At 49.0% G+C, this 26,313-nt stretch carries 18 protein-coding genes; 6 read left to right on the top strand and 12 right to left on the bottom strand.

What is annotated here, in order from left to right:
* Positions 1-47: 47 nt before the first annotated feature.
* The 6 genes from EDF82_RS08155 (at position 48) to EDF82_RS08125 (ending at position 15,753) form a co-directional block, all read left to right on the top strand.
* Entirely contained in the window at positions 48-1,133 is a 1,086-nt protein-coding gene (locus EDF82_RS08155; protein ID WP_045338337.1) for a DNA cytosine methyltransferase, read from the top strand.
* 5 nt (positions 1,134-1,138) lie between these two features.
* The gene (locus EDF82_RS08150; protein ID WP_123755003.1) at positions 1,139-3,916 is read left to right on the top strand and encodes a hypothetical protein; all 2,778 of its coding nucleotides are present in this window, start codon (positions 1,139-1,141) and stop codon (positions 3,914-3,916) included.
* Positions 3,917-3,950: 34 nt separating this feature from the next.
* The gene (locus EDF82_RS08145; RefSeq protein WP_123755002.1) at positions 3,951-6,764 is read left to right on the top strand and encodes a kinetochore protein; all 2,814 of its coding nucleotides are present in this window, start codon (positions 3,951-3,953) and stop codon (positions 6,762-6,764) included.
* Between the two features lie 17 nt (positions 6,765-6,781).
* Positions 6,782-12,778, top strand: a complete 5,997-nt coding sequence (locus EDF82_RS08140) for a DEAD/DEAH box helicase (RefSeq protein ID WP_090049490.1) — start codon at positions 6,782-6,784, stop codon at positions 12,776-12,778.
* 5 nt (positions 12,779-12,783) lie between these two features.
* Entirely contained in the window at positions 12,784-13,938 is a 1,155-nt protein-coding gene (locus EDF82_RS08135; RefSeq protein ID WP_158613265.1) for a PD-(D/E)XK nuclease family protein, read from the top strand.
* 867 nt (positions 13,939-14,805) lie between these two features.
* A complete protein-coding gene (locus tag EDF82_RS08125) occupies positions 14,806-15,753 on the top strand; it encodes an ArdC family protein (RefSeq protein ID WP_090049486.1) in 948 nt (315 codons plus the stop codon).
* Between the two features lie 194 nt (positions 15,754-15,947).
* Here the strand turns inward: EDF82_RS08125 and mobC are convergent, their stop codons facing one another.
* The 12 genes from mobC to EDF82_RS08070 all read right to left on the bottom strand — a co-directional run bounded on the left by mobC (position 15,948) and on the right by EDF82_RS08070 (position 26,298).
* The gene (gene mobC, locus EDF82_RS08120; protein WP_122302043.1) at positions 15,948-16,694 is read right to left on the bottom strand and encodes a MobC family replication-relaxation protein; all 747 of its coding nucleotides are present in this window, start codon (positions 16,692-16,694) and stop codon (positions 15,948-15,950) included.
* Positions 16,695-16,705: 11 nt separating this feature from the next.
* On the bottom strand, positions 16,706-18,580 hold the full coding sequence (locus EDF82_RS08115; protein ID WP_123755001.1) for a type IV secretion system DNA-binding domain-containing protein: 1,875 nt from the start codon (positions 18,578-18,580) through the stop codon (positions 16,706-16,708).
* 806 nt (positions 18,581-19,386) lie between these two features.
* Positions 19,387-19,692: a hypothetical protein gene (locus EDF82_RS08110; RefSeq protein WP_123755000.1), complete on the bottom strand. Its 306-nt coding sequence runs from the start codon at positions 19,690-19,692 to the stop codon at positions 19,387-19,389.
* Between the two features lie 18 nt (positions 19,693-19,710).
* Positions 19,711-20,013 (bottom strand): TrbM/KikA/MpfK family conjugal transfer protein, encoded by a 303-nt coding sequence (locus EDF82_RS08105; protein ID WP_123754999.1) that lies wholly within the window; start codon positions 20,011-20,013, stop codon positions 19,711-19,713.
* 60 nt (positions 20,014-20,073) lie between these two features.
* Positions 20,074-21,093 carry a P-type DNA transfer ATPase VirB11 gene (gene virB11 / locus EDF82_RS08100; protein WP_123754998.1) on the bottom strand — a complete coding sequence of 340 codons (1,020 nt, stop codon included), beginning with the start codon at positions 21,091-21,093 and terminating at the stop codon, positions 20,074-20,076.
* Entirely contained in the window at positions 21,083-22,390 is a 1,308-nt protein-coding gene (gene virB10 / locus EDF82_RS08095; protein ID WP_123754997.1) for a VirB10/TraB/TrbI family type IV secretion system protein, read from the bottom strand. Before virB10 ends, virB11 begins: the two co-directional genes overlap by 11 nt.
* Positions 22,387-23,277, bottom strand: coding sequence for a P-type conjugative transfer protein VirB9 (gene virB9, locus EDF82_RS08090; RefSeq protein WP_199733669.1), 891 nt, complete (start codon positions 23,275-23,277; stop codon positions 22,387-22,389). The genes virB10 and virB9 overlap by 4 nt, the downstream gene beginning before the upstream one ends.
* On the bottom strand, positions 23,274-23,957 hold the full coding sequence (locus EDF82_RS08085) for a virB8 family protein (protein WP_123754995.1): 684 nt from the start codon (positions 23,955-23,957) through the stop codon (positions 23,274-23,276). The genes virB9 and EDF82_RS08085 overlap by 4 nt, the downstream gene beginning before the upstream one ends.
* A complete protein-coding gene (locus EDF82_RS25290; protein ID WP_020078407.1) occupies positions 23,950-24,090 on the bottom strand; it encodes a hypothetical protein in 141 nt (46 codons plus the stop codon). Before EDF82_RS25290 ends, EDF82_RS08085 begins: the two co-directional genes overlap by 8 nt.
* Before the next feature lie 89 nt (positions 24,091-24,179).
* Complete coding sequence (locus EDF82_RS08080; protein WP_123754994.1) at positions 24,180-25,211, bottom strand: type IV secretion system protein; 1,032 nt, start codon at positions 25,209-25,211, stop codon at positions 24,180-24,182.
* A 71-nt stretch (positions 25,212-25,282) separates the two neighbouring features.
* The gene (locus tag EDF82_RS08075; RefSeq protein ID WP_123754993.1) at positions 25,283-25,558 is read right to left on the bottom strand and encodes an EexN family lipoprotein; all 276 of its coding nucleotides are present in this window, start codon (positions 25,556-25,558) and stop codon (positions 25,283-25,285) included.
* A gap of 11 nt (positions 25,559-25,569) precedes the next feature.
* Entirely contained in the window at positions 25,570-26,298 is a 729-nt protein-coding gene (locus tag EDF82_RS08070; protein WP_123755512.1) for a type IV secretion system protein, read from the bottom strand.
* Between the last annotated feature and the right edge of the window lie 15 nt (positions 26,299-26,313).

The following is a 26,313-nucleotide window of genomic DNA, read 5'->3' as shown; positions in this document are numbered from 1 at the left end:
AAATCATATGTGTGGTCAAGTAAAATGATGACATCTGGTATGGTGATATGAATAGTATTTTTGCAAGAGAAGGAGACGAAATCCGGGTTCTTTCACTATTTTCTGGCTGTGGAGGGATGGACTTTGGTATTGAATCTGCCGGAGGAAAGATTGTTTTTGCTAACGATATCGTTGAAAACGCGTGTAAAACATTAGCCAAGTATTTTCCTGATACTGATGTTAAGCATGGCGATATCTCTCAAATTCAAACTTTTCCATCTGTGGATGTTGTCGTTGGTGGCTACCCGTGCCAGTCATTTTCGATGGCTGGTAACAGAAAGCCCAGCGACGATGCGCGGACCAATCTTTATAAGCAATTTCTTCGGGTATTGAATATCGTTCGACCTAAGTATTTTGTGGCTGAAAACGTTTCAGGATTACAGCAGTTGGGCGCAGGTAGCTTTTTAGAACAACAAGTTAACGCCTATCGGGATGCAGGATATCAAGTTAGTCACCATCTTGTTAATGCAAAATCTTACGGTGTTCCACAGTCACGCAAGCGCCTGTTTATTATTGGTGTCAGAAACGATCTGGGGCAATATTTTGAATTTCCGGCAGCAACGCATGGTAAAGCGACCTTAAAGAACCCGCACTTAAAACCTTATGTTTCCCATGGTGAGGCTATCCGCGATTTGCCATTATGGCCAGAGGGTGAGTTTTACGAACGACCTCACGATCCCGAGGGGCACTTCTCATGGTACTTTATGTCCAGAAATCGTAAGGCCAAATGGGATAGTCCTGCTTATACCGTCGTAGCGAACTGGCGACATGTGACGTTGCATCCAGCCAGCCCAATGATGAAGTTAACATGGTCAAATCTTGAGGACGGCTGGAAGCAGCGCTGGGATTTTTCTGAAGAATATGAACATGTTGCTATTGATTCAACCCGGCCTAAGCTGGAACAGGCTAGGCGTTTGTCATGGCGGGAATGTGCCAGAATACAGACGTTTCGTCATGATTTTGAGCCTATTGGTGATATTGAATCTCGATTTACTCAGATAGGCAATGCAGTTCCTCCGTTACTGGCCGAAATCATTTTTCAACATCTATTTTCTGGTGATGGGTTGAAAATGAATTTGAGGAAGGGCGAATAAAAATCATGAGTATATCTTTCCCTATTTCTTTAGAAGAGTGGAATGCAGCACTAGTTAACGCCGTTTTTTTTGAGCCTTCCCGTGCAGGTGTATTTTTGAGTCGAATCGATACTACTGGAAGAATTTTTGAGCAATTGGCTGGTTCTCGTAGTAAAGAAGAAGCTAAGCAAAGCTTTCTTGATTCATTTGGTAAGGATGAAAGAAAAATACAACGTTATCTCAGAGATGATTCAACGCTTGATAGTCTGACTCGAATAAAAGGCATCCCACCTCATTTTTCTATTCTATATTTAACGTTACTTGCCGCCAGTGCTGATAATGAAACTCATGATGAAGGAGACTTTAGGGTTAGATTTTCTGTATTATTGGGACTGAATAGGAATAAGAAATTTATTTTTAGAGAACTGCCTAGCTTATGGCGAAGAGTTGAACAATGGAGTCAAAGTAAACAGGGTTGTTCTCGGTTATTTTTACCCCATCCCCAAAATGAAAAGCTGATTGGGTATTCTAAGAGGCTTTCTTTTCCTTGTTATAGAGATGAAATTCGTTTGCGAGCCATACTGGTTCGTAATAATCTGGACAGCCATTCAACATTTGAATCTGTTAATAAAGTAATACACCAGAGAATTGATGATTTTAGTGAAGTATTCGTCAGTGAATTCAAAGAATTCTATACGCTATTATCAACTGCAGCCATGCAGCAGGCATATAGTAGCCCGTTCTGGGGGGCTGTGAGGGATATTACGCGGCATGAAGAAAATCAACAAGCCAGAGAGAATGGGCTTTTCTGCATTCACTTAGACGCTACCGATCCGCAACTTCCAGAACTTTATCTGTTAATGGATGATGTTGGTGCTCAGACTTTGGATACCGTTAAAACTGAATCGTTACCAGAAAAATTGGGAAATTACAGTAGCATTTATTATCAGACCAACGTTAATGCTACATTAACGAGTTTACTTCCATTTCTACAAAAAAGAAAAAAAGGCTTAACTGGATCGCGGGTTGGCATGGCGCTACATGCTGGTTGTTTACCCCTTTTCAGGGATGATTCTGGGTTTATCAGTTCGGATGGTCATTATTTTGACGATGGTCTGGTTTGTTTGATTATTCGTCATGAATATGCTGTACATATCCGCACCATGTTTGAACATACTGGCCTGACTGTTATGACGCTAGGAAAAAATACAGGTTCTGAAGATTGGGAAGTTCTCGTCTTTGATACGATGAGTAGACAGGAATTAACCGAACTTGCCAAATTACTTCCTGGTGCTGCTCGTAGATTTATGGTTCAGAGTTGGATACCTGCTCGACCTTATATCACAGGTGCAGCCCGTTTTGGACAGTCAATATTACTTAACCCAGCCAGTACGCCGGTTATTCATATGGTGGGTGCCATTGGCGGGGAATATGTAATCAGAGATTCCAATCATATAGAACTGGTCAGCGGCATACTAACACCAACACAAGGTGGTGAAGGACTATTTATTTCTCCGGAAAAACTCACTTCATTATCAGGACAGGCGTTTTGTCGCTATCGGTTAACGCTTGAGAAACAGGTTGAACCGTTGGTTTTTGACATTCACGTCCTCGATCATGCGCCGGATGCTCCATATCGTAAAGTTGCCGAACAACATGACTGGCTTATTGATGGTCAACGGGGAACATTAGTGCCATTAAACAATGTTGAGTCAATGGAGTGTCTGAAAAACCAAAAAACTACCTCACTAGGCGGATCATGGTCGATATGGCGACTTGATGAACGTGTGCCTGTAGAGAGTAAACAGTTTGATTTGCACATGCTTCCTGCCGCATTTGACTGGTTAGCTGAAGCACTGGCACTGCGTTTTCAAAAACGCAGTACGCTACCATTTGATGAGCTTAATACACATTTAACGCCCGTATCACTAGCGACAGGTATACCTGCATGGCGGTTGCGCCGGTTGCTTTTTGCCTCAGGCTGGCTTTGCGTAATAGAAAGACGACATGCGCCGTATCCGGTGGTATCACTGGCAAAACGTACATTGTCTGTTTGTGAGAAGGTAGAAGGACTCACTGCCCGAGTTGGCGGTATGTTGACGAAAAGCGAGCGTCATCATCTGCAAGGTTTGTTGAAAGAGAGTGAACGGGTAAGACGTTGGTCAACAGTGGATAATAATTTTGCACTTGGCAGTATTGAATTGATTTTGTCAGGAACCGATCGCGTAAAAGATTTGCTTGAACAGTTCAATTGGCAGTTTCTAGCCAGAGAAGATTTTTCTGTTGGCCCATTAAGTGGCGTGCTGTTATCCATGACTCAAATAAAGCAAGTTCCAGCTTTGCCACCCGATATTTATGTGGCGTTCTGGCAGACAAAAAAAAACCAATGGTCAGAAGAAATCCAGCCAACAAATAGCGACCTGTTAATGCGCTGTCGGGAAAAGCAACGTAATCGTTATTTTATTCGGGCAGATACGGGGTACTGGCAAACTGATAGCTTTGCCTGGGCGTTAATGGCTCACGTCATGAGGTCGGAAAAAACGCTTGGTACTCAAAGTCACTATGGCGATCTCTTCTGGTCTAAGTCACTAATTACTTTACCGATTTCTGTCACTCAGTGGTGGTTACATTTCGCCGGCGGTTGTTGTACCGTCAGTGATGACGGAAGGATAATATTTGCTGGTAGAGGGGATGAATTGTGGGGAGGCGTTGAGTGTGATGATAATGCTGTTTTCCCGGTTAATCGAGCAGTCACTCGGCGGGCGAGAGCTTTGGCGCTACGCAGGATAAGCAGCATCAATTAATCTCTTAAATCAATCACCAAGGAGCTCACTCAGGGTGTCTAAAAAACAACATATCATTAAAGAAAGATTGAGGCAGATGTATCTCTTTGGTGCAGAGCCTTTTGAGTTGATGAACTGCCTGAAAGAATCGCAGCAAAAGCTGATCATGGCTGGTGCTAAAGCGGACAATTTGCCAAAGGTTCCGAACAAGATTTTACATTTTTTGAGCGCATTACCACCTAAGGCCCATTCCATTGTGCTAACCTGGTTTCGTACTCACGTACAATTTCCAGAACAAGGTGATCCCCAAAAAATCATTCATGAGATTCTGCTCGCAGAAAATAACGATAAAGATATCTCATCACCAAAACCGCTATGGCGCGCAATCCTTGGGTTCTACGTCACTCAGCCTTGCCCTAACATCGTCGCACAATTTCTTCGCGGTGAAGAAATTACACTACTCCATAATGATGATCCTCATGAGTCCAGCGATAGATTACCTGAGCAGTCAACGATTAGTGTTACTGATGAAGATATCGAGCAGTGTCTATTCGTAAGTCAGGGACGTGACATATCTCCTTCAGATCGAATAATTCCGGCGTTCGTTGCTGGGCTTGTTGCTACGTTGAAGGGGGAAACGGAAGTTGCAGGTCAGTGGGTGTCACAGTTATCCAATCACTCACTGCCTCTGGGGCAAAAATTTGGTAGGCTCATCTCAACGTTTGGCGTCGTTCGTCCTCAGGAAGAGGCTGACAACGGAATAGTATTATTGGCAGAGCCTGTTGCGCCAGACGATATCAATGGCGATATCGATGGAGTGTCCTTTGTCGGTAAAGTGACGAAAGTGCTTCCCTCTGGCGTATTCTTTGTTTCGCCCGTTGGCCTGTTTATTGGCGATGAACTGCGGGATCTTTCAGATGCTCACAGCCATATGCTCTATCCCGATCGTGGCGAAGTTATAGGATTTTTAAATCATTTTACAAATAATGTGACCCATGGGGAATTAGGCATATGGCAAGCGAGACACAAGCCATCCGATAAAACGGCCCAGTGTGTATTGACTGAGTACCAGTCTCGCGTATATTCCGTTGTCAAAATCCCCTATGATTCTGGCGAACCGGATGCGATTCGTGAATGGCTATTAACCTGTTACCAACCTCAAGATAAATCTCCTACTATCTTCTTCTTAACCGATGGTCTGGCGCTAAGATTACCCGGAGACATTCTTGATCCTAAAAAATATGATTTTGACGTACCTCTGGATTCTTATCGGGAATTAAGTTGTGTGGAACTGCGCTCTCAGTCAATCACTATAGTGCCTCAACTCCCCGGATTGAGCGAAAAATATGATTGTGCGCCTGCCATTACATGGATAAAACGGCTGTTAAAGTTAGACTATTCATCGACAGATTTTCCTGTTTTCAGCAAATCACACTTACAGCGTTTAGCTCACTTTATGGCTGAATATGAGTCAGATAATCGAAGTGCGTATTTACGTGCATTGACGCAACTTGAGAAGGTTGCGGTTTCAAGAGAATTTCTGGACGGTAGCATTCAACAACTGTTGACGTTGCCGACAATAAAGACGCAAATCTATGCAGAGAAGCAAGTAATACTGGCTCAGTATGAAAGTGAGCAGGAACAACTCAGACAGACGATTGCATCACTGATGGATAAGAAGGCGCAGTTGGATGCAGAAATTAACCGACAGGAAAAGACGCTAAAAAGCGAAACAAACCGTATAAAAAAAGCGCTACGCCAGCAGGAAGCTGAGCTGGATTCACGAATCAGGCAAACCTTTGAGCAAGCGTCTCAGGCGGGTATAGAAACGTTGGCACAGACGGCGTTGTTGCGAACGATGATCGCTGGTTCGGCCACACCCACACCCGTTATACCATCAGAACGAATCACCGAACCCGCCTTGAGCCTTCCGTTACCTCAGTCTTTACTACCGCCGGAAGTAAATGAAATAAACAGCAAAAGAGTGCTACAGGCCGCGATCGAAGAACAGGCAGCGATTACCGGACTAAGCGAAAATCTGTTGTTCAGTTTGATTGCTGCCGCAAGTGTTGTATCAGTTGTCGGATTAACAGGAAAATACGCCCAGAAAACTGTCGTTTCTTTAGCCAATATTCTGTCGGGAAGCATATGGGGGGAGGTCTCTATTCATGGTGATCTTTTTAGTATCAGCGACTTAATGAAATCGCCTGTGCTAATCAGGAGTACAAATAGCACGAGCTCTATGACGCTGGGTGACTTCTTAGCGCACCAACAATCAAGCGGGTTAATGACGATAGTAAAACTACGTGGGTTTAACCGAATGCCGCCGGAAACATTACTTCCCGAACTTAACGAATGCCTGTTTAGCAGTGAATATTCTGCGGGACTATGCTGGAAGGATCAAAATAATACCTTGCGGCACCTTTCGTTAAGTTACCCTGTATTGTTTGTATTGACGTTTACCGTTGGTAAAAGTACGTTCCCACTACAGGGGCCAGTTGCTAATCAGTTGCCCGTATTTATGGCCGAATATAGCAGTACACAGGTTGAGCAGACTGAATACTCACCAGCCGAATATACTTCAGATATTGCGCCCGCGTGCGTGGCCTCCAAATTATGGTCTTCGTTATACGCCGATGCTCACCCTAAAGATAATCAGCAGCAAACTATGCGGGCGGTGTTAAACGCATTGGGTTATTCCGACGAAAAATCTCAGGCGCTGGCAATGCTGGCTTTCACTATTGGGCGCAGTACCACAGAAAAAATAACCGCAGAAATTGAGCCATTGGCTCCTGCATTGATACCTTATGTTCAGGAAATCACTCACGGTGCATCTGCAACCGTGCTTGATCATCTGTTCCAGCTATAAATAAACAAGGGCATTTTATGAATAACCCACTGGAATCATTTGAATCAATAAGGGATTTTTACATCACCTATCTTGAAACTGCTTTTCGTATAGGTTCACCCGATATTCAGGCATATCGACGTAGCTTACTGGAACAGCAAGGTACATTATGTGCAGATCTTTTTCTGGAACCAATGCCAAGATATCAGGATTATGGTTTAACCATCAGTGATTTACGTAATGTGGCTGAAGGTGAGGAATGGCTGCCAGGGTTTACCGAGCAACAAAGGGACGCATTTATCGATCTTTGTCTGGGAGGGCTTTTGCCTCGCGATAAAGCCGATTCCACCAAAGGACGTTTTAAACTTTATACCCACCAGCTAGACATGCTGAAAAGAGGTGTACAGCCCGCAATGCCGGGTATCGTTACATCAGGAACAGGGTCAGGTAAAACAGAATCTTTTCTGCTGCCAGTTCTGGCTCAAATTGTGAAAGAAGCGAGTGGTTGGCCGAAAAGTCCTTCGCTTAAATGCTGGCAGCCGTGGTGGCATAGTGGAGTAAATACTCAGCCTACGTTTATGCGTGAGGCAGAAGCATCAGCACGGCCAAAAGCCGTACGAGCGCTAATTTTGTATCCAATGAACGCACTGGTTGAAGATCAAATGGTGCGTATGCGTCGGGCGCTTGATTCCCGAGAAGCACATGAAGCGATGGATTTACACTTGGGTGGCAACCGTATCTTTTTTGGTCGTTATACTGGCGCAACGAAAGTCACTGGCTGGTTAAACCATCCCCGACCGGGGAGCGAGGAAAAAGAGAAAAAAGAGAAAAAACGGGTCGCTGGTAAAATCACTGAATTGCGCGAATATCTTCAATCCGTGGAAGACACTCATCGGGAAGCTGTGCGGCAGGGGATTCGGGATCATGATGATAACCTGCAATTCAATTTCCCTAGTGTATCAGGCGGAGAAATGCTTAGCCGCTGGGAAATGCAAAAATCACCTCCGGATATACTGATTACTAACACCAGTATGCTTTCCACGATGTTGGTACGGGAGATTGACGATCCTATTTTTGACCAAACCCGAGAATGGATTGAACACGATCCTGATGCCTATTTTTATCTTGTCCTTGACGAACTGCATCTTCAGCGCGGTACAGCAGGGACCGAAGTCAGTTATTTGCTCAAACATCTCATAAACCGTCTGGGGCTGGATCAGGAACAGCACCGACATAAGCTCCGTATTCTGGCATCCAGTGCCTCACTGCCCGTTGATGGCCCTGAAGGTAAGAAAAGCGTTGAGTATTTATGGGGGATGTTCGGTCAGCGAGGACTGCCTGTGAGTGCAGCAGCTAAAGACTGGGCAGATTGCGTGGTGAATGGTGCCATGGTTTCTCCAGCACAGGATAATACGTTGCATTTCCACGGAGACCTCAACGACTTCTGCAATACGGTAAGACAGCTACAGGGATCCTCACTGCCATCTTTGCAACACTGGTCAAACGTTGCCCGAAGTATGGGGGGCTATCATGACGAGCAGTGTATGGAAAAACTGGCTAAATGGGTTGTTGTGCAGGCCGCCTGTATGCTTGAAAAAGGTTGCTATACATGTGAAAAGTCTCTGCGTGCTACATCAATAACTGCTCTGGCAGAGCGTATATTTCCCTCCCATTCCGCAGGACGTGAGGGGATTCGTGCATTAATATGGTTACGTGCTGCTACAGATAGCTGGCCTGAGTGGTTTTCACATCCCTTTCCCGATGATATTCCATTGCCACGTTTTCGCGCCCATGCGTTTTTACGGGCTCTGGAAGGATTATATGCAGCACCGCTACCTTCCCCCTCAAGTGCATCAACAGAAGAAAGAGATCAGCACTTTTTTGCCGATCTGACGGTTGAGTCTGGCCTGCGTTATGGCGAGCGTCACTATGACAACAAAAAATCACGACGCGTAGAATTACTCTACTGTGAGTGTTGCGCCACACTATTTTTTGGCGGCAAACCCTCTTCTTTCTCGGCAACGGATAGCCGCGTAGAGCTTTTACCCAACGATCCCGATATTGATCAACTACCTGAACATGCGAAATCGGTTATGGTTGAACGACGTTCCGCCGAAGAATATGCGTTGTTTATGCCGACCGTCGATCGATTCTGGCCTAGAGGAGAAGGAACTCCAGCCGATGAGGACTCTTTTGGGAAGTGGATTAAGGCTGGTTACGATCCGTTTACTGCGGCGATTCAACACACGTTATCGCCTATAAGATCGATTGAACAAACTCATATTGCAGGCTGGTTCTATTATGTCCCATCGGGTGATTTTTCCACTAGGAAAAGAGGCCAGTCGTCCAGCCAGTCACCGGGGAGTGCGCTGCCTTTCCAGTGTCCGGCATGTGGTACATCATATAAATACGGTAAAGGTAAACTATCACCTATCCGCAGTTTTCGAGTCGGCTTTGCGAAAACCACGCAGCTCTTGGCCAGTACGTTGATGGCTGAATTACAACGCTCTGGCGATCGGGAACGGCTGGTCACATTTTCTGACAGTCGGCAGGATGCTGCCAATGCGGCGCTCGATTTGGAGTCAGGTCACCATGATGATGTTCGCCGTGAGATTGTTGTGCGCTCGCTGAAGGAACTGTCAGCGAGTCAGTGCTCCCATAAAGAAGTGACCATACAGTTAGAACAACTTAATAAACGCAGAAAAGAACTAATTAGCAAAGAGATTAAAGAGGGGCGGCTCTCTGCGGATGAAGACAAAGAATTAGGACAGCTTTTTGGCGAAAAAGAGCGGCTGAGTGACTTATTGCTACTGCCACAGGCAGACAGCGTATCGCTGAGCAGCATACTGGAGCCTGAAGCACCAATCGCAGGCAACGTCCTTAATCCTCTGTTGGCAACATTAGTTGACGCGGGTATTCATCCTACCGATCGAACGGGGATATCTCCTGTCCCTGAGCCCTCAAAACAAAAACATGATGAAGAAACTATCACTTTTGCATGGCAGCAATTATTTGAAAAAAACAAACAGACCAAATGGTGTTGGAAGAAACATCCTTCCTATGAGGATAATCTGGACGTTGCCCGGAAGGAAATCTCCCGCGACCTAAAACAACTGGTCGGGGAAAGCGTGTTCAGTAAAACCTATTTTGCGCTGGAAGAAGCAGGATGGGGTTATCCCTGTCTTCCTCTGGCTAACAACTGCTCGCGGGAACAATTGGCTGTCTATGACGCTATGCTTCGCGTATTGGCGGATGCCTATCGAGTCGCACCGTCCCAGTACACAACAACAGAAACGCGCTGGCATGTTGCAGAGGATGTGAAGCCTAAAAATCGGTTGCGCCGTTTTAGCGATGAGCTTTGTAACCACTCCAGAGCCAAGACATTATCGCTGATTGGGGACTTTCTGGTGCACCTCAAACGCTCTGGTCATCAGGGCGGCATTATTGACATTGGAAAAGTGCACTTTCGTTTAGTAGAGGCTACCGCTCCTTTCTGGCGCTGTAGTCACTGTGGCCGCGTCCATTTGCACAAGGGGGCAAAACTTTGCACCCGCTGTTATGCGCCACTACCTGAAACATCTTCTGGTAACGCGGGGGAATTACAAACCCAAAACTATCTCGGTAAACGTATATCGTATGCTTCCCGTATCAGTAGAATGCGTTCTGAAGAACTCACGGGCATGACGGGGAATCCGGCAGCGAGATTACGCCGTTTTAAAAGTATCCTCATTGCTGATGATGACGACATATTGCCAAAAGGGCTGGAGGACTTCGAACCTCATCCTGAGTTGGATAGAGCCGCCAGAGAGGTGGATGTACTCTCTGTTACCACCACGATGGAAGTGGGGGTTGATATTGGCGATCTACGCGCAGTTTTTCAGGCTAACATGCCGCCGCAACGTTTTAATTACCAGCAACGCGTAGGGCGAGCGGGACGACGTGGGCAGGCTTTTGCATTTGTATTAACGGCATGTCGCAGCAAGAGCCATGATTTATTTTACTTCCGTAACCCGGAAAAGATCACCGGCGATCTCCCTCCGCCACCTTTCTTAACTACTAAACTGGAAATGATCTGCCAGCGCTTAGTGCGCAAAATCTGGCTGGTGGCCGCTTTTAAGTGGCTCAGAGAGCAAGTGGTGGATTCGGGGCAGTCGTGGCCTGTTGATGGTGACAGACATAAACCCGACAATCACGGAGAGTTTTTTCAGGTTCATTGGCTAAAAGAAAATCAGGCAAACTGGTTGCCGCGCATTCGTAACGCGCTGAAAGAAACCATCAACGCGCGTGATGAGTTTGCTCAAGCGTGTATGCAACAGGATGAAATATTCTACCGTACAATAATCCACCCTCTGACGCCGGAATGTCTAATACAAGATATTAAATCAGTACTGGACGACGACGCTATGGCAGGAAAGGGACTGGCGGAAGCGTTGGCCGAACAGGGAAAATTCCCTATGTACGGTATGCCAACCCGAACACGACTTCTGCTGACAAGGCCGGTGAGTACGGACGAACATGATGTACAGTTCGCCAGCATGGATCGCGATCTGGATATTGCGATTCAGGAATTTGCACCGGGAAAATATCTGGTACAGGACAAGCGCCGTTACTTTACCGCAGGCTATGCCGGAATGCTGAAGCAAAGCTACAAAAACCCGGCCGAATTTTTCACTGAAGCTGACGAACCGGGAGAATGCAGGGCGATGACCGTTTGCCCGGTGTGCAAAGTCTGGGTACTGGTGGGCTCGATGACCGCTGTATGCAGCGCCTGCGGTGGGGTCATGGATGGTGCTGAGCAATATTCGTGTTACGTACCCAACGGATTTATTACCACTCTTGAAGATAAATCTGCAAAAGAAGACTTTGACCAAACCCTGACGGTGGCCAGCAGAGTATCTATTGCTGAAGCTTACTCAATTGAGAATGCAGTATCTGTACCTGACTCTAATGTTGCCATCCAGCTAAAATCCCAAACCTGCCTTAACAGGTTAAATCGTGGTGTTTATGCGGACAAAACATGGAGTGGTTTCAATGCGATACAAGGCAATCTACGGGTTCCATTCAGAAAGGCGGGAGTATATCAGCCGCTATGGGCAAACCACGTATGGTTAGACAGTAACCTTCTTGAGGCTGATTTATCACTTAAAAACCGCTTTACCCCTATGCAGGAAAGCCGAGAATCGTTTTATCTCTCGGCACCTAAAGTAACCGATTTACTGGCGTTGATGTTGGTGGATACTCCGGTGGACCTCCAGTTACAGTACTTGCAAGGCGCACTGACTCCTGCATTTCGGGCGGCCGCGCTATCTGCTTCTTTTATCATCGTCAACTATGCTTCGAAAGAGCTACTTGATACTGATCCGGAAGAAATTGAAATTCTGGAGCCTCGCGTACAAATTTTAAAAAACGGTATTTCTGCACCGATATTACAAATGGCCGATCGTCTGGTTAATGGTTCTGGATTATGCGAGCGACTACAGCAGATCGGGAGCTCTGGCTCTCCGATTGTTCTTGAAGTGATGAATGAGATTATCAATGACGAAAGATCCTATCCACTAAAAGAGTTTTTAGAACCACAGCATCGCGACGTATGTTTTCAGGCATGTTATTACTGCCTGCATCGATACGGTAATCAGGCTTATCATGGCTTGCTCGACTGGCGTCTGGGACTGGATGTCATTCAATTGCTTTTGGATAAAACCTATGATGCCGGACTACGTGGAGATTTTTCATCCCCCGGCATAATTGACTGGACGGTTAATGCCAAACGACTGGCCGAAGAAGCATCGTCTTTATTTAAGGGGAGTGAAGTAAAAATCGTGGGAAATATCCCGCTGATAGGTATTAGCCCACAACGCTGGGCGGCAGTACTGCATCCTTTCTGGAGTTATGACGGGGTTTTTAAAGCTAATCCTGAACTTGAGGTGCTCTCGCTTGAGGAAGATATCGTATTTACAAACACCTTTGAGCTTTCTCGCCGTATGGGAACTGTGATGGCAAAACTGTGCACACCACCTCGTTCGAGCGAAAAATGAATATAATGACGTTGGAGCGTACCCGCCCGGTGCTCCCCTCAAAGCTGGGCGTATTTATTACCTGCCCAATGAGGTACTTGCTGGAAAGCGAGCAGCATTCTTTCCTGTGTTTGCCTTTGCCTCCTCAGGCTGCTCTGGGGAGTGCCGTGCACAGACTGGCAAACACGTTGCAAAAAAGTGGCGAGAATAGTCCTGAATCAATCATACAGAGGCTTGAAAACGACTTTGTGGCGACCTTGATAAAGACTCAGCAAGGAGCACTGGCGCTATGGGTCTGGGAACGCTATGGCATTGCTGGATTAGTATCGCGTCAGGCGTTGATCAAATACATTCGTTACGCCAAATCTCTTGTTACTCCGGTTGATGAACGGGGTGGACATTTGCCAGATATGATAAAAATGCGGGAAAGTGTTATTCCGGTAGGTCGGGAAAAACTGCTGAAAAGTACTTGTTTCGATATGCAGGGACGTGCCGATCTCATTTACAGAAAAGAAACCGGGCAGATACGGGTTGTTGACTTTAAAACCGGCGAAGTGAGAGACGAAAAAAATCAGCCGAAAGAAGAATATTTGTTACAAATAGCGGCATATGGCATGATGATAAAAGAGCTAGCTCCTGAAATTAATATTGAACTGGAACTAGCCGGAGTAGGGGGTAGCTGGACCGGTGTATTGGATAACAGCCTGCAAGAATGCGTCAATCGTGTTCTTGTCTCATTTAATGAAATATTACCTCGTAATACTTCTTTTTCTGCGCTTAATATAGCTCGGCCGGGTAAACATTGTATTCAGTGTGCTGGCCGTTGCTCGTGCCCGATTTACTCAAAAAATTCATGTCATTTCAGGCAACAATCCTGCCCTGACGATCGTCATTTTAACATCGATATTCATGGGCGATTACTGGAGGTTGAGATGGATAATAATTTTACGACTCTACGACTCCTACTTCCTGATGGTTATATGGCAAAAGTATTTCATATTCCGACTCGATTTATTCCTGAGTCTAATGAGATGATAGGTTGCGACGTTACTCTGTATGGATTGAATGTCTTTGGCGCTAGTTCGGAGAACAATATCCCACGAAATTTTTATGTTGTGGATACTCAGGAACCCAGAAGATCGGCATTTCAGTTTTTCCTGCAATGGAAGAAAAACCACTAAATATTGTCTCGAAAAATAATAGAGGAAAGTAGAGAGGTTTATTAAGAATGCTTAACAGACAGAATAATTATATACTCTATGGATGGATTTTTTATTTTCTGCGATCCACTTTCCAGTAATTTTCTTGCCGCTCATCATCAATCGCTGTTTCCTTACCCCGCGCCTGCAAAATCAGGCGTCGGGATTGGCCTCCTGACTAACTCCATCGACGACATAAGGCGTTAGTGCTTTTTTGTGTCGCGCGCACGGCTAAAGTCCATTCTCTTCAACTCCGCTACGAATTTCACCGTCCTGACCTAGTATGGCGCTCTTCGCCGAAACTCTGATAAAACCGACGATCCGGCGCGGGGAATTGAGGATAATACCCGTTGAGACCCCAAGTAGGATGCGACGGTTACGGCGCTGTGGCCTTTTTCAAGAAATCTCTCACCCCGAATCCGTTTGATGGTAGATAGACTGTATGCGGCGCTCAATAAGGAGACAGCACAGACTTGGTTGTGATTGATGTCGGAACGAGACAATTTAAGAACAAACCGCCTCCGGTTAGCTGGATCGCCTCGCCCGGCAGGAAAGCATGCTAACACCTACATGAAGTTCCTGTCAGTGCCAGTCTCCGACTCAACACCACCAGTCTGCTTTTCACCACTGCGAAGTAAGGGGCGTTAAGCCCGGCTATGCAGGGGCAGTTTTTTCTTCCGTGTGCTTTCCGTTCTCCATATCTGCTTTCGGTTAATCGTTTCCCAGCACAACCCGTCCAGCAAGGATAAATGGCACGCATTCTGCGTCCTTGCGTGCCGGAACGATGCCGGGAAAGCGAACCGTCAGGCGATACGAAGACGAAAATCACACCACTGACGGAGAAAAAACATGACGATTTCCCTGCGCACCACCCGGACAAGCGCCCCTAACACCGCAGCGGCGACCAGCGTATCCCCGCTGGACCCGTCAGGCTCCTCAAAAACGAAATTTTCTAAAACCAGAACGGATATTTATCAGACCGTTACCGATAGCATCATTGCAGTGCTGGAAGCCGGTGTGAAACCCTGGTCTTGCCCGTGGCAGCGTGTATCTGGCATGTCTGGTTTGCCATCGAATTACGCCACCGGCGTAGCCTACAGCGGTATGAACATCATGTTGCTGTGGTGCAGTGCATCAAAACAGGGTTTCAGCGATTCCCGCTGGATGACCTACAAACAGGCACAGGTAGCAGGTGGACAGGTTCGCAAGGGTGAGCATGGCACAACAGCTATTTTCTATACCACGCTGGAGAAGGAAAACGACGCCGGAGAAGTTGAACAAATCCCTATGCTGAAAACTTTCACCGTGTTTAACGTTCAGCAAATCGACGGTTTAACTCTGACCACAGAAACTGTTAGCCCGGAAGCAACCTTTGACCCGGTGCCGCAGGCTGAGAACCTGTTACGGAAGAGTGGCGCAAACATCATCGAGAAAGGACAAAACGCCTTTTTCATTCCATCAACAGATGAAGTCTGGCTACCTGAGCGCCATCTGTTTTCAGATGCGGCTAATTTCTACGCTACAGGTCTGCATGAGCTGGTTCACTGGAGTGGTGGCAAAAAACGTCTGAACCGTGAAATGAAAGGGAAGTTTGGCAATGCGGATTATGCAGAGGAAGAACTTGTCGCGGAACTGGGAAGTGCCTTTCTGATGGCTGATCTTGGCATTGAGGGAGAGGTACAACATGAAAGCTATATTGCTTCCTGGCTGAAAGCGTTGAAAAATGACAAGCGTTATATTTTCAAAGCGGCCAGCGCTGCCTCCAAAGCACATCGTTACCTGATGGATAAACTCTGAGACCGGAATCAAACAACCGCAAGGGAATGCGGTTACATGGTTTTTAACCGGCAACGCTGCAAGGCGCAGACTGAGGCGGAACGCAGCACAGCGAGTACCGAACAGTCTACGCCTCGCAGTGGAATAAAAAATCGTCCGGCCTGGCGGTATCGCCGCCAGGCCGGTGAGGCCATCGAGATGGCCTGAGTAAAAGCTTACGTATAGCTGCCTAATGACAGGTGTTTCAGTTCATCAAAGGTATAAATGCGAAACACCCGACGGTGGCGTTCTTCCAGCGGGACGTGCTGATGGTTGATGATGACATGCCTGATGCTGTCAAACAGCAGTTCAAGCGCACGCTTCTTCTGTGGATCGGGCACAACATAAAAAACGTAAATCCACTGCTTGCGGGTCCGGGCCAGTAGGTGGCTGGCAATGATCGACTGATAACGGGCTCGGGTTTTCAAGCGGCGCTCGGTTTCAATGGCGATAACGGTGCCGCCGGGCAGGGTGATCAACCCGTCCGGGCGGTGACTGACCTGATACCGGCTGAGGAAAGTTGTGCGATCGCCGTTTATCCATCCGGATGCGCCTTTTTGCTCAAGGATAATCCGGGCCGCCTGATTATCAAGGTGATGCTCCAGCGTCCAGCCGGTGATTTTTGAAGGCTCAAACCGCGCCGGAAAAAGCACATCGTCGGAGGTTAACACAACGGTCAGTCCGTCACTGGTTATGCCCCACAATGAAATTTTCACGGTGCGCGATACCAGGACGTGCTTTTGTATTAAGCCCATGTTCTCGACTTTTGAAAGCAGGGAATACAGCGATTTATGGTCTCTGAACCTGAACAGCAACATCAGGGTTTTAAAGTCACTGTACGTTTCTTCCTTCAGGAAATTCAGCAGTCGTTGTATTTTTTCGTGATGTCGCGCCTGGCGTTCGCGGTATGCGGTGATAAGCATCATTCCCCCCTTTAAAAATCCAGCAATGATGGGTTTTCCTCTTTATCGGCGCTCGATGTTGTTGTGTCTTCTTCGTCCGTATTATCAAAAAAAAGATCGGGTCGCGTTGTGGTGATATCCGTCTTTGATGCGGGTCCGGGGGAAGTTTCCTCCTCGTTAAAATCCAGGGTGATGTTTACCGTTGCGGCGTTGGCGGCAATCGCGGGCGACACGGCACAGATCTGCAGGTCGCGTTTTTTCACCTTAATGGGCGAAATCAGAGAGGCCGACGGGAGTGTTTTTGTCGTGAAGATGAAGCTGACAAAATCGGGTAGATTCAGGATCATATTGCTGTCGGTAAAAAAACGCTCGGCCTGCCTGATGGTGCGTTCATCGTCGATAGTCTCCGTCAGCACGGCGTCGGTTTTCGCTTTGCGGACCTCATCATCGACTAATATGGTGCCGGACATCCTGGCCACCCATTCAGCGGTGTCCGGATCCATGACACGATAAACCAGTTTGAATTTGGCGTTCTCAACGACTGCGCCGACAACAGCGTCCCCTTTCAAATCTGCCGGGCAGTCTTTTAAATCGGCAATCGACTGATGGTCCATAATAATGTGCACGCCTTTATCGCGTGCCGCGCCTAAACCTTCCAGCGCGGACTTGGATAAATGGTATTTCAGTTCGGAAAGATAAATAGCAATGGGGCGGGGCACGTCTTTAACCCGCTCGCGCCTTTCTGCCAGTTGATACAGGCGAACCAGCAACATGCGTTGAGTGGTAATGATTTTGCTGTTGCGCATTGAGCCAATCACATAACAGCAACCTCCTTCATCAAATATCCTATTAAGCGAAAATCCTGTCGGCGCATTGATGGCATTGAGTAAGGCCAGCTCTTCAATTTTCCCGAAAAAGGCTTTTATTTTATCTGCAATGCCCTGAACGTAGTCTCCGTTATACACATCCCGAATGGTTGAGGCAGTATTACGGGTGACAAACTGCGCGGCTATTCGTGCCGCTTTCCGGTCGTCAATCCGGTAAAAGTCCGACTCCTGGCCTTTTTCCGCCAGACTGAAACCGGCAACAAAAAGCTCTTCCAGTTCATCGGCGGTGATCTCTTCAATCAGGTTTAACTGGTATTGGGGTTTTCGCAGGTCAATCAGGGCAAAAGGTTTACCGGCATCCTCGCAGGCTTTGCGGTAAAGGTGCGGAGCCCATTCATCATCCTTGGGGTCCATCACAAATACGCCTTCACCGGCCAGAATACTTTGATAAAGTAATATCCCGGTGGCAACGCCCTTACCGGCACCGGTGGTGCCGATAATATCCGCGTGTTGTTTTTGCCAGTCTTTTAACGGCAAATACATCGGCTGAATATCTCGGTCAATGCCGATAAATAACCCTTTGTTCAGGTCGATATAATCCAGCGGGTCATAATGTAGCGTTTCCGGCAGCAGGGATTTTACCGTGCGGACATCGGTGCGCAATTCCCGTTCAAGCGTGGTTTTTCTGACGAGGCGTTTCTTTATTTTGTCTAATTCAGGGGTTAATACCCTTCGCAGCAGAATATGCAAAATAAAACCCGTTACGGTAAAGGCAATCAGCACCGGCAATGCCAGAACGGGAATGCTGGCGACTACACGGCCTTTATAAAGCCACTGGAAAATCCAGATAACAACCGGGGCCATGGTACCGGAAAGAAAACACAGCAGGGAAAAAACGATAATCAGCTTTTGCCACAACGGGGCTTTTTGCCGTTCATCGCTTTTCATCGACGCGAAAAACGGCATCGTCAGCCCCGATAACAGCGCCAGCATCAGCTGATGCTGTTGCATAAAAGCCATGAAGTTCAGCGCGCCATTCACTATCGGCGACAGTGAAACGGCCAGCTTATTCAAAATCACGATGCCTCCTTCGTCAGCAGTTGGCCCCATGACGTCGCCCCATTAATTCGCCCCACGGTGTTGGGCGAAAAGGCGGGGCGAACGTCAGGGACGGAGAAGGTGGCCGCTATGCGACCATGTGCAGGAAAGCATGCCTCCCTGCACGAAACGGCGTGCACCATTACATGCGGGCTGGACGCCCTTATGTAATGTCACATGGGGGTAATGTCGCAGCTGGACGCCACGCCAAAACCCCCAATGTCAACGGCGGCACACCGTCGCCCGCTACGCGCGACCACCCCCTTTAAGACGGTCGCTTTCGCCTTTTTCTTCCCTTTGCTCGTTCCTCGCAGCGGGAATAAAAGGGAAGCTGACCTTTAAAGAGGGTGGTCGCGCCACGCTACCGGCTTTGGGCCGGAGACTTAGCCGCGACGGTGTGCGGGGCTGTGCCCCCCGGGTAAACCGCTGTCGTGGGCGACAGCTTTTCGCTCGCTGGGGCGGCGAAATTTATCCGGCTCCCCCCGGCCTGCAAAATCCGCGTGGGCGCGGCTGTTTGCAGGTGAGGCGCAGTGCCTGAAATATTTTCGCTCCTTAACCCGCGAAAATATTTCTGTCCGCTGCCTCATTTTTACGGCCCCTGTTTCTTCGCTCCTTAATCCGCGAAAAACAGAATCCGTAAAAACCTGATAACCGCCACACCCTGCGCCGGACTCACCCAAATCGCTCACGCAATTTTCCCCGGCCCCTTAAGGGATGGCTTTGGGATCCTCTGCTGAAATATACCGGTATGGGGGGGCCTGGACGGGGATTACGACTAAGGTGAGTGATTAATATTCGCTGTCGTGAATATCTCTTATTATGCCAGAATAACACTGACGACTCTCTTTAATGCTGCTTTCATCCAGATTAAACCCATGCATTTTTGCTTCATCTGTCAGCGTTTTTCTGTCGGTGAAATTCAGCGTTTCTCGAAGCTGTAATAACTGACAGATAACACGGTAGTGATAAATTTCATAATAAAGTCCACATCCGCGTATCGCTTCATTTTCAATACGCTTAATAACACAGGTTGCGCTGACTGAATCTCCGCGCTGTTCTGTCCAGGGATGTTGAATAAAACCCGGTTTCGCCATGATGATGTCCTCCATTGATTAGCCACGTATGCGGCCAAACTGACTGATGATCTGGCTGATAACTGCCGGATCAGCTGAATTACATTCGCTTAAAAATGATTTTCTGGCATCAGCCGTATGGTCAGGCAGAAAACCGTGTTTATTCTTTTTTACGATATTAAAGAATGCCCGTTCAGCGGAATGACATTCACTGCCGCCGCCATTTCCGGTTGCTTTACCGTACATACATAACACCACTTCGCAGGCATCAGCAGCCAGTACAGATGTTGAACATAACGCCATAACGCAGAGCAATAATACGGAGGATATTGCTTTTTTCATTTCAGTCACCGTTATGATTAATGAAAGGTTACGTATTTTGGATAATGTTATTTACCGGCGTTATTTTATTAATGCCTCTTTCATGCTATTTAAATGAACTGGTTTAAAGTAAATATCATGCATCCGGCGCACATCGCCGTGTATATCAATGCTGACGATGACATCAATGCTTTTAAGTACCTTGCGTAACAGCACATCAAAAGGAATATTCCGGCAGTCGGGGTTTTCATAGCAGCGGTCAATGATACCTTCAATGCATTCTTCCGGGCTGCCTGCATGCATGGAGGTGATTAATCCCTCATGTCCGGAACCAATAATTTTCAGCGCGTCCCACGCTTCCCGCCCACGAATTTCCGCCAGTAATATCCGGTCAGGGTTCATACGATAATTAGCCCGGATCAGTCTGCCAGTCGTGACAATAGCGTTATCCCCGGCATCCGCCGGGTAAAAAAGATGCACATAATTGGCGTGGTGATAAAAACGGATTTCGGGATTATCCTCGATCGTTACCAGACGGAGATGCAGCGGAATATATTGCAGCAGCGTTTTCATATAGGTGGTTTTGCCGGAGCCGGTTTCACCCACAATAAAAATCGTTTTGCCGTATTCCACCACCTTTTCCATAAAGCGGGGAATATCCCCGCTGTGATATAACCGGATCAGTGCATTATCCTGGCTTTCCGTTTTCTCCTGACCGGCCACACGCTGGTAAAATCCCGCATCAATCCATGACTGATGTGTTTTCTGTTCAAACGAGGGCTTGCGCAGCGTAATGGACACCGTATTACGCTCACAGGCTGGGGGAATAATCGTCTGAATACGCTCGCCGGATTCGAGCGTGGCCGACAGTATCGGTGATGTATCGTCAATATTATCGTCATGCCAGGATGCCAGCGCCCTGGCAAAGGCGTAACACTGACGCAGCGTGACCGGGGATTCACGCCGCAGCCATGCTCCCTTTATTTTGGTGTGCAGTTCCCCCGGTCGGTTAATCACGATTTCGGTCAGCCCTTCGACTGGCAGATAATTACCGAACAGCTGATTTTTCATAAAATCCAGTGACAGGTTTTCAGTGCTCATACCATTTCTTTTTCAGCCGTAGTTGATAAACAGAGGAAAAATCAATATCCGTGCCGGTCATGATGCCGATCACATCGCCCTGGTTCAGGTACATCGTGGGCGGGATACTGATGCTGTTTTCCAGCGTCGTTTTCGCCATTTCCGCCGTGGCGGCGCGGGTGTTTTCGGTATAGTCGGTATTGCGGTCTTTACCCGGCGCGGCATCTGATGCCGCTGCCGCCACGTCCTGCACGGTACTGAGCATCAGGGCGTTGCCGAAACGCTCCCAGAAATGGCTGTCGATCCAGCCCGCGATCCCCGCCTCACCGAGCGGGCCGGTGGCCTGCGTATCGGTGAGCGGGATTTGCAGGCTGCCGGGCTCCGGCGTGCGCAACTCCGTCCACAGCACAAACATCCGGCTGCGCCCGTGTTGCAGTGCGCCGGTGCGGTAGACGCCACGGGCGACCGTTCCTGCCGGGATCAGCTTCACATGGTTACTGGCGCTCCAGACATTCTCACCGATCAGGCAGGAGATATGACCGCCAACATCGGATACGAAGCGCCGCATCATCGAACACGGAATATAGCGATCCACCGGGATATAGAGATCGGGATCAAGGCCCAGTCGTCTGACACCGGTGACGCGGGCAACGCCCGGATTGTCGTTGTTATTGCTGCCTGCCGGTGCTGTCGTATCCGGGCAGCGCAGGCGTCCATCTTCGCCACTGACCAGTACCGACTGACAGGATGTGTACGCCGTGGATGCTGACGGTCTGCCCGACGTTCCCGCGTTACTGTGCGTTTCGCTCCGGGACGTGCGCACATCGTCGCCTGACCCTGTATTGCCGCTGTTCAGCCCGTCTGCCAGCGCTGCCGCCTTGTTCAGGGCGGTCGGCCCGGGCGGCAGAGCTGGAGTGGCCGGGGCGCTCTGACTGGCAGGGTCTGCACTTTCCTGCCCCCCAGGCCCGAACAGGCCAAACGGGTTACTGTCCAGACCCAGATTCTTACGCTCCTGCTGCGCCGCCCCGGTGGAAGACGGCGGCACGATTTCGGCGTCCTTTTCATCGCCCCTTTTCAGGGCGCTGAGAAGACGATCGCCACCGGATGCCAGCGCGATGACCAGGACCAGACTCAGCAGGCTGACGATCAGCGTGCGGCGACCAGAAGCTTTACGGTAACGGGTCACTTCCGGCTGACCGGGCGGCGTTTTCTGCTCCGGCTCCTGATATGCCATTGCCGCGCGGGCGCGTTCGCGGGCTTCTGCTTCCCGTTCTGCGGTGGTTTTTTCCGGTTCGTCCGGGAAAGATTTGTCGGTCATTTTGCCTCCAGCGTAACGGACGGCGAAACGGTGTCACTGTTGGTCAGCGGGATACGCCCGGATCCGTCGTTTGCGATCCCCACCACCGAGGTGCCGTAACGCAGAACCAGCTGCGGCGATGCCGGAACCACCATCACGGTGTAGTTGCCCTGTTGAACTGTCTGCGGAGTGACCGCCTGCTCTAGGCCATTAACCATCAGGAAGACAGAAGGCAGGGTTTTCGTGGGGGAAAAACCGATATACGCGAAACGACCGTCATCCCAGGTAAAGTCCGGGGCGATGGCGGCGGAACCGGCGGCCACCCGTTTTGTATAGCGCCAGTTGCGCGGCGTGGTGGTCTGCCCGAATGCCGCCGCTATCCGCTGCCGGTCCAGTGTTTCCTGCTGTCGTTGCTGGCGGGTTGCGCTGGCGGCGGCTGACTTTTTCCTCTGCTCATCGGGATAGTGGTAGCGGATAACAAAGGCCTGGGCGGGTGAGTCGCGGTCCAGTACGTTCAGCTCCAGGCTGTAATCGCGCTTCGAGGTCACCACGAAGAGGTTGGTTTTCCAGTCTTTCTCTGTCGGCAGAAACACCTGGCTGATGTTGTTGCCGCTGGCGTCCGTGACTGGCTGGGTAATCGGGTTGGGGCTGATGCCCACCCGGTTGTCATTTTTTGTCACGGTCCAGCCTCTGGGAAACCCCGCCTGCGCATCGATAACGGTTTCATCATCGTCAAACACCAGCATGGTGACGTAGCCGGGGCGGGTACGGACGACCGTGGCGTTCTGGCTGTTGTACGTGACGTTCTGCATCCGGCTGTCATACGCGTTGCCGCGCGGTGTCGCCGCGCTCCATGCCACGCATGACGCCAGTAACCCCGTGAGGAGCAGAATGTGTTTCAGCATCATTCCCCCCTCAGCTCTTTGTCGCGCTGGTAGCTGGTGACGATAAAGCCCAGCGGGTTCACTTCGCGCTGGCTGTCGGTCAGTTGCCGGTGCGGGAGGTAGCGGTATGTGAGGCGGATATTCCAGACATCCGTTTTCACGGAATTATCAGCAACACGACGAATTGTGCGCTTAATACGCAGGGTTGCCAGATTATCCGGCCCGGTGGCGGGCGCATGCACATTGGAAATAATGTCGATATCAACGACATATTCCGCCTTGTTAAAAATCACGTCCGGTGCCTGATCGCCGTTAAACCCGTCAAGATAATCCCGGTTCACGCTGTCGCTGTTAAATAACTGTACGTCGTCGTAATCACGCTGGAGGGAGAAATAATTATATCTCTCGCGGAGTCTGACATAGTGTGCTGCCAGTGAATGTGCCAGCGCTTTTTCAGATGAAATATCCCGCTCCTTCACGCGGGTCATATATTCATAGCGACCGGTCTGTTTATCCACTGACCATAATTCAGTGTCGGTGGTTTTCAGCGGCAGCAGAATAATAATGGCCATAATCGCCATTGCGGCCAGAACCAGTCCGGCAGCGGCCACCCGCCAGGCGGTTTTTCGGGAACGTTCTTCTTTTTCCAGCAGTATGGATTCAAAAGAGCGGGAAACATTAACAATGTTCTGAATATCAGACATGGTGAGTCAGCTCCTGAATGATGGCGGGGGAATTCACTGGTTCGGGTTCGCCGGATACCGGCGGGAGGTCGCCCTGATGCCGTGCGCAGCCCGTGAGCGCGCACAGCATCAGAAGGATGATGCTGAATTTCATGGAAGCCCCTTATCGTATGGATGCAGGAATGCCGCACCGGTGGCGCAGGCCACGGCGTGACGGGGAAAGGAAATTAAGGATCGGGAGGATTAACGGTGACGCTGCCGGTTCAGGCGTTTCATACTTTCGATGGCGGCGGCGCGTTTCTGCCAGGTGCTCACTGTTTTACCCGCGCCTGCGCCGGTGAGCCTGCCGGTCGCCGCGGCGACGGCCATGCCGCCTTTCGCAGCCAGGAGGGCACCACCCTTTACACCCGGACCGGTGAGGTCGGCGGATTTCTTTGCCAGTCCGCTCAGGCCACTCATGGCTGCACCCTGCAGCACCGCCTGTACGGCGGCCCCGCTGAGTGCGCTGGCGAGCTTCGCGGAGAACCAGACCACCACACCCGCCGCTATCCCGGCCAGCAGGCACTGTGCTGCCAGCGTCACCATGTTGCTGACATTGGATGTCCGGGTCGCTGCATCAAGGATTTTATTCAGGTAATTGATGGCGATACGGATGGATAAGGCGGAAAACATGATCGTTAATATTGCCGCGAAAATCGTTTTCAGCCAGTTATCAAACATCGGCTTAAGAAAACCGTACAGCAGGCAGAAAATAAAGAACGGCGCGGTGGTCGACATTAACAGGATGGTGATTTCGGCGAGCAGGTTGACAAAGGTGGCAGCCAGTAACAGAACGATCGCGCCGCCCCATACCAGGACTTCGGCAAGGCCGCCATTCAGTTTGACGTAAGTCGAGGTGTCCATACTGAACAGCGTCTGCCCCAGTGTCTGCGCCTTTTCCCAGACGGTATCAAGCAGCGCCCAGACGTTATCATCGCCGCTGACACCGTCTTTGAATCCCTGGATAGCCGCTACCGCCATATCCAGCCAGCCGTCCCGGTTTAACGCAAAGGTGGTGATCAGCAACATTCGCCCCACATCCCAGACGACATCTTCAACCGGGGTCCGGAGTTTGCCAGCCAGTGTCTGATAACCGCGATAGAGAATAAATAAGGTAAAAGAGCTGGCGATGATGACGCTTATCATCGTGCCGTAAGTGGAAGACTGACCTTCCAGTACGGTATGAAGTCCATCCATGATGTTTTTGTCCATACCAACAAAAATACCACCGGACATGGTGCCTCACCTGATATATAAAGAAAGGAAATAAAAAACAGGGAGAATTCCCTGTTTTGCTGAAGGAGATATTACCGGGTGACGGATTTTCTCTTTTCGGCTTCCTGCTGAAAGAGTGTCTCAAATTTTTCTTTTATTCCGGGCTTACCAATTTGAGCGAACATAATGGCAGCCCGTTGAGCAAACTCACAGTTATCGCTTGCCTCGCCATCCTTCAGGCATTGTGTATAAACCGCATAAGTTTCGTCAGGATGCTGCTTATACCAGGTTTCGGATTTGGTTTCCTTGCAGCCGGACAGTAATATCACGCCTGAGAGTGTGCATAAGGTGAATAAGGATCTGAGCACGGATAACCTCCTTATAAATTATTAAGGTCAGCAACAGGTGCCGTTAACTGCTGCTGTTCAAAGGCTTTCTGTCTTTGCTGTTCCAGCAATGTCGTTCGCTGTTCAGCCTGTCTGACAGACATCTCCCACTGATTCGTCAGCGCATTTAACTGTACGCTTTTCGCCGAGATGGCGTTAGCCAGATCCTGAGACTCTTTCGAGTCCTGCGCATTCGATATACGGTCAGATAAGTCTGATATGTCGCTGAGTGTGCTGTTGATCCTGTTTTCAACGTCAGTGGTATTCTCAATCGCCATTGCCTGATTGAGGATCATCTGTTTACAACTGTCGGCCAGGGCCTGAGATTTTATTCCTTCCTGTTCCTCGCTGCATACGCTGAATGATTTGTATTTATTGTAAAGGTTTTGCAGTTCAGAAGAATATGAACTGTTTTGCGTGGTCAGCAGATCATCCAGTGAAATACCGCTCTTACGGAGATTATCAATATCGGTTTTCAGACTTCGGGCATCGCTGAGAAAAACCTTAATATCCCGCACGCCGGTTGCAGTGGCTAACTGTTTTTTATACGCATCAAGTTCACTTTTATAATGGGTAGCCGTATCCTCCCATTGCTGTAGTTTCTGCATCCACTGGTTAATGGATTCGGTATTCTGCACAGCGTCGAAAACCGGTATTCCGGCGCTGAACGCCTGCGTCGAGAAAAATAACAATAATGCCAGAAAGGTATATCTGGTACGCATATCAATGATCTCCGT

This window comes from Klebsiella sp. BIGb0399, assembly GCF_003752615.1.
GTDB classification, from domain to species: domain Bacteria; phylum Pseudomonadota; class Gammaproteobacteria; order Enterobacterales; family Enterobacteriaceae; genus Klebsiella; species Klebsiella lignicola.
The sequence above is the reverse complement of the archived record's forward strand: the minus strand, read 5'-3'. Positions and strand labels throughout refer to the sequence as shown.